We start from the raw sequence: 2,438 nt of genomic DNA, 5'->3' as shown, positions 1-2,438 counted from the left end.
ACCCGCCGCGGAGGGTGCGCGGGCCACCTGCGGGGTGCGACGGCGCGCCCCACCGGCGGCGGGAGCCGGGATCAGCGGTCGGAGCCGGGTGGGGCGGTGGTGCGGGCGGCGGCGCGGGTGACGGCGTCGGCGAACAGGTCGGCGACGCCGATCCCCGCGGCCTCGGCCATCGTGACGACCACCGAGGTGCGGGCGAACGAGCAGTACAGCCCGGCCTCCAGGAACCAGGGCCGGCCGTCCGGGTCGATGCGGAAGTCGAACAGCCCGTAGTCGCGGCAGCCCAGGGCGCGGAACGCCGCGCGGGCGGCGTCCTGCACCGGCCCGGTGGCCGGGTCGCCTGCGTCGACGATCCAGGACCGGGCGTCCTTCGCGACCAGGCGCAGGTCGCCGTCGCCGGTGCGGGCGAGCTTGTCGTCGGCGAGGCGGACCGGCTTGTCGACCGCGTCCATCCGGTACTCCTCCAGCGGCAGGCCGACCAGGTGGCCGTCGCGCTCCACCACCGCGCACCGGACCTCGCGGCCCAGCGGCACGAACTCCTCGACCAGGGCGCGGTCGCCGTGGACCAGGGCGGCCTTCACGGCCACCTCGAACCCGTCCGGGTCGTGGACGAGGGTGACGCCGACCGAGTTGTCGGTGTCCACCGGCTTGACGACGGCGGGTGGCCGGACCGTCGGCACCTGCCCGGCGCGCACCGTCTCCCCCGCCGGGACGGCGACCCCGCCCTCGGCGACGACCGCGCGGGCCAGTGCCTTGTCCGCGCCCAGCGCCATGACCTCGGGGGTGTTGCCGACGTAGCCGATCCCGAGCAGCTCGAACAGCGCCCGGTGGTGGGTCATCCCGGGCCGGCAGAACATCTGCGGCACCATCACGTCCACCTCCGCCCGGGCGATCTCGGCGACCGCCTCGGGGAGGGTCCGCAGTGGCGCGGCAGCGATCTGCTCCGGGTCGAGCCCGGCCGGGAACCGCCAGCCCTGCGGCGTCACGTACGCGACGACGAACTCGTAGCGCGCCGGGTCGGCGGTCGCGGCGAGGCAGTCCGCGGCGTAGAGCCGGGACAGGTCGCAGAAGAACTCGTCGACGCCCGAGCCGACGAGGTGCAGGACACGCAGCACGGTTCAGTCCCCCGCCGGTTCGACGAGCTTGCCGATGTTCACGTCGACGGTCACCCACGGCCGTCCGCGCAGCAGGTTGCCCAGCAGCAGCGAGGCGATCTGCAGGTGCGGGACCAGCAGGAACGGCAACGGGTCGTGCACGTCGAGCAGCGCCTCCCGTCCGTCGCGCACGATCCGCAACCGTTCCCGCCACGACCCGGGGTCGCCGAGGAGCCGGCCCAGCTCGTGGTGCAGCCAGTAGGTCGGCCGGGTCGCCGGTGCCGGCACGAGTGTGCCGGCACCGGCGTCGAGGTAGGCCGCGGCGACACCCGGGTGGTCGTGGAACAGGGTGATCGCGGAGTGGGTGCGCGGGTTGCACTCGATGGCCAGGACCCGGCCGTCGGGTGCCTCGATGAAGTCGAACGACAGCTGCCCGGTCACCCCCAGCTCGCCGCAGAACCGCCGCACCCAGTCCTCGATCGCCGGGTGGTCGACGTGGTCGTAGTTGAGGAGGAAGCTCGACGACGGACAGCAGCAGTACAGGCGGACCTCGCCGTCGCGGACGGTGGCGTGGGTGCAGTACTCGGTGCCCTCGACGAACTCCTGCAGGATCCAGGGGTTGTCCGGTGAGATCGGCAGGGTCGCCACGAACGCCGCGGTCTCGGCGCGGGTCGGGCGCGGCAGCCGGGTCAGGTCGCGGCGGCGCACCGGGTCGTAGCGCAGCGACTTGAGGATCCAGGTGCGCCCCGGGGTGGCGGCGAAGTCGTGGTCGACGACCTGCGCCGGGTCGGTGATGCGCCGCGCCGCGGGCACCGGCAGGCCGAACCCGGCGGCGGTCGCGGTGAACCGGTGCTTGTCGTCGAGCATCGCGACGACGTCGGCGTCGGGGTGCACGACCGCGCAGAACGGTTCGAGCAGCCGCTTGGCGTCGGCGTCGTACCAGCTCGCGACGGGGCTGCACACCGGCACGTACACGTCGGCCCCCTCCCGGCGGGCGATGTCGGCGAGCGCGTGGGCGTAACCCGGTGCGTCCGGGGCGGGGACGACGTGGAACGCGTCGACCGCCCGGGAGAACCGGTGCCCGGTGAAGCGGTAGCGGGCCTGCTCGACGAGCACGACCCGGTGGCCGGCACGGTGGAAGGCCCGTGCCAGCTCCAGCGCCTTGGTCATCTTCCCGCCGCTGAGCAGCACGGTCAGCGGCCGGTGCGGCCGGGCCCGCTCACGTCGGCGCAGGAGCCCGGCCAGCGCAGCGACGCCGGTGATCGCCAGGTCGGCGGGCAGGGCGGCGGTGAGCAGGGCGAGGGTGCCCGCGGTACGGACCCGGGTCGCCGCCGTGCCCTCGCGCGG

2 protein-coding genes are annotated in these 2,438 nt (G+C 74.7%); both read right to left on the bottom strand.

Annotated elements, in window-relative coordinates; all coding sequences use genetic code 11:
• Positions 1-71: 71 nt before the first annotated feature.
• Positions 72-1,112, bottom strand: a complete 1,041-nt coding sequence (locus GTW08_RS01465; RefSeq protein WP_073574222.1) for a D-alanine--D-alanine ligase family protein — start codon at positions 1,110-1,112, stop codon at positions 72-74.
• Positions 1,113-1,115: 3 nt separating this feature from the next.
• The coding region (locus GTW08_RS01460; protein WP_346009832.1) for a hypothetical protein at positions 1,116-2,438 on the bottom strand (1,323 nt) is incomplete at its 5' end.

The sequence above is a fragment of the Pseudonocardia sp. SID8383 genome, assembly GCF_009864975.1.
Taxonomy (GTDB): domain Bacteria; phylum Actinomycetota; class Actinomycetes; order Mycobacteriales; family Pseudonocardiaceae; genus Pseudonocardia; species Pseudonocardia alni.
The sequence above is the reverse complement of the archived record's forward strand: the minus strand, read 5'-3'. Positions and strand labels throughout refer to the sequence as shown.